General features: G+C 71.8%; 3 protein-coding genes and 1 pseudogene. 2 read left to right on the top strand and 2 right to left on the bottom strand.

The features are described from left to right. On the top strand, positions 1-1,479 hold a 1,479-nt coding region (locus ACVNF4_RS34340), incomplete at its 5' end, for a DUF885 domain-containing protein (protein WP_461806783.1). A 29-nt stretch (positions 1,480-1,508) separates the two neighbouring features. Here ACVNF4_RS34340 and ACVNF4_RS34345 read toward each other — a convergent pair. After that, a complete protein-coding gene (locus ACVNF4_RS34345) occupies positions 1,509-1,997 on the bottom strand; it encodes a rhodanese-like domain-containing protein (protein WP_461806784.1) in 489 nt (162 codons plus the stop codon). Positions 1,998-2,090: 93 nt separating this feature from the next. Between ACVNF4_RS34345 and ACVNF4_RS34350 the strand changes: the two genes are divergently transcribed. Continuing rightward, entirely contained in the window at positions 2,091-2,537 is a 447-nt protein-coding gene (locus ACVNF4_RS34350) for an Lrp/AsnC family transcriptional regulator (protein ID WP_461806785.1), read from the top strand. On the opposite strand, the pseudogene ACVNF4_RS34355 reads toward ACVNF4_RS34350, so the two are convergent. After that, positions 2,531-3,004: pseudogene (locus ACVNF4_RS34355) on the bottom strand (SbcC/MukB-like Walker B domain-containing protein); the annotation flags it as partial. The gene ACVNF4_RS34350 and the pseudogene ACVNF4_RS34355 sit on opposite strands and share 7 nt — an antisense overlap. Between the last annotated feature and the right edge of the window lie 111 nt (positions 3,005-3,115).

Genomic DNA, 3,115 nt, shown 5'->3' on the forward strand with positions numbered 1-3,115 from the left:
GCGGAGAGCGACGCGGAGCGGCGGTGCGCGCGGCTGCTGCGGGAGCGGCTGACCGCCGAACTCGCCGTGCACGACGCCGGGGAGGGGCTGCGCGCGGTCGGAAATCTGGGGACGCCCGTGCAGCAGGTGCGCGACGTGTTCTCGGTGACTCCGGCCGACACGGACGAGGACTGGGCGGCGATCACCGAGCGGCTGCGGGCCGTGCCGGAGGCGCTGCGCGGCTACCGCGAGTCCCTCGAACTCGGCCTGGAGCGCAAGCTGTTCGCCGCCCCGAGGCCGACGGCGACGTTCGTCGAGCAGCTCCGCGAGTGGGCCGACACGGGCGAGGGGCACGGCTGGTTCGAGGACTTCGCGGCGACCGGTCCGGACAGCCTGCGCGGTGAACTCGACGCCGCCGCGCAGGAGGCGACCGTGGCGGTCGTCGGGCTCCGGGACTGGATGCGGGAGGTGTACGTCCCGACGATCGAGGACGCCCCGAACGTCGTCGGCCGTGAGCGGTACGCCCGACTGTCGCGCTACTACAACGGCACCGACCTCGACCTGGACGAGGCGTACGCGTACGGCTGGGCCGAATACCACCGCCTGCTGGGCGAGATGAAGAGGGAGGCCGAGAAGATCCTCCCCGGCGCGGCCACCCCGTGGACGGCGCTCGCCCACCTCGACGAGCACGGCCGGCACATCGAGGGCGTCGACGAGGTCCGCGACTGGCTCCAGAGCGTGATGGACCGGGCGATCGACTCCCTGGACGGCACGCACTTCGAACTCGCCGAGCGGGTACGGAAGGTGGAGTCCCGTATCGCCCCGCCCGGCGGCGCGGCGGCCCCGTACTACACGGGCCCCTCGGAGGACTTCTCCCGCCCCGGCCGCACCTGGCTCCCGACGATGGGTCAGACCCGGTTCCCCGTCTACGACTTGGTGTCGACCTGGTACCACGAGGGCGTCCCCGGCCACCACTTGCAGCTCGCCCAGTGGGTGCACGTCGCGGAGAACCTCTCCCGCTACCAGGCGACCGTCGGCATCGTCAGCGCGAACGCCGAGGGCTGGGCCCTGTACGCGGAGCGCCTGATGGACGAACTCGGCTTCCTGGCCGACGCGGAGGAGCGGCTCGGCTACCTCGACGCGCAGATGATGCGCGCGGTCCGCGTCATCATCGACATCGGCATGCACCTGGAGCTGGAGATCCCGGCCGACTCCCCGTTCCACCCCGGTGAGCGCTGGACGCCCGAGCTGGGCGAGGAGTTCTTCCTCGCGCACAGCAGCCGCCCCCACGACTTCGTCGTCAGCGAGCTGACCCGCTACCTGACCATCCCCGGCCAGGCCATCGGCTACAAACTCGGCGAGCGCGCCTGGCTGCTGGGCCGCGAGAAGGCCCGCGAACGGCACGGCGACGCGTTCGACCTGAAGGCGTGGCACATGGCGGCCCTGTCGCAGGGCTCGCTCGGTCTGGACGACCTGGTCGACGAACTGGCAGCCCTGTAAGGGTCATCGACGCTCCACCGAGTCCCCGGTCAGCAGCCGCAGTCGTCGGATCCGACAGGTGCGGTCAGCGGATCGGGGACTCGGCGTTCCGTCCCTTCCCAGGTCTCGAACTCGAAGCCCTCGCGCACCCAGTACTCGAACCCGCCGAGCATCTCCTTGACCTGGTAGCCGAGTTCGGCGAGCGCGAGGGCGGCGCGGGTGGCGCCGTTGCAGCCGGGTCCCCAGCAGTAGGTGACCAACGGGACGTTCCTGTCGAGGAGTCGGGGAGCCTGCTCGGGGATGAGGGCGGTCGGCAGGTGGAGCGCGCCGGGGATGTGGCCCTGGTCCCACGCCTCGGTGGAGCGGGAGTCGATGACGACGAACTCGTCGGTGGGCAGCGCGGCGGCGACGTCGGAGACGTCCGCGTGGAAGGCGAGGCTCGCGCGGAAGTGGGCGGCGGCCTCGGCGGGGGTGGCGGGGGCGGTGCGCAGGACGGGGTTCGTGGCCGTCGGCAGGCTCGTCGTCGTGTCGGTCGTCATGGCGAAAAATCTACGGTCGGCGGCTTCTGACCTGAAGGCCGCTTCCCCGGCCCCGACCTTGATCGGCCGGGGATTCCCCGGCACTCTTGCCCGATGACCGCGTATTCCCCGGACGCCACCGACTGGCGCATCCTCGATGTCCTCCAGCGCGACGGGCGGGCCTCGTTCGCCGAGCTCGCGCGGGCCGTGTCGATGTCGCCGAGCGCGGTGACCGAGCGGGTGCGGCGGCTGGAGGAGTCCGGGGTGATCCAGGGGTACTCGGCGGTCGTCGACCCGGAGCGGCTCGGGCTGCCGATCCTCGCGTTCGTCCGTCTCCGGTACCCCAACGGCAACTACAAGCCGTTCCACGACCTGGTGGCGGTGACCCCGGAGATCCTGGAGGCGCACCACGTGACGGGCGACGACTGCTTCGTCGTCAAGGTCACCGCCCGGTCGATGAGGCACCTGGAGGAGGTGTCGGGGAAGCTCGGCACGCTCGGTTCGGTGACGACGAGCGTCGTCTACTCCTCGCCCCTGCCCCGCCGCCCCCTCGGTCAGTGACCGCGCCGCCGCAGGGTCGAGCCGCTGCGGTCCTTCACCACCTCCAGCTGCGCGTGGATGCGCCGCCGCAGGTCGGCGACGTGGCTGACGATGCCGACGCTGCGGTCCCGTTCGCGCAGTGAGTCGAGGACGTCGAGGACCTCGTCGAGGGTCTGGTCGTCGAGGCTGCCGAACCCCTCGTCGATGAAGAGGGTGTCGAGCCGCACCCCGCCCGCCTCGTCGGTGACGACGTCGGCGAGCCCGAGGGCGAGCGCCAGAGACGCGAAGAACGTCTCCCCGCCGGACAGCGTGGCCGTGTCGCGTTCGCGGCCGGTCCAGGCGTCGACGACGTGCAGCCCGAGGCCGCTGCGCCCGCGTCCGGAGCGGTCGGCGGAGTGGACGAGGGTGTAGCGCCCGGACGACATGCGCCGCAGCCGTGCGGTCGCGGCGGCGGCGACCTGTTCCAGGCGGGCGGCGAGGACGTACGACATGTTCGCGGCGATCCTGTCGTCGACGATCGTGTCGAACGCGCTGCCGGAGATCATCAAGGACCTCGGCGGCGGGCAGTCCGCGTACACGTGGGTCGTCACCGCCGCCCT

This window comes from Streptomyces sp. S6, from assembly GCF_054880855.1.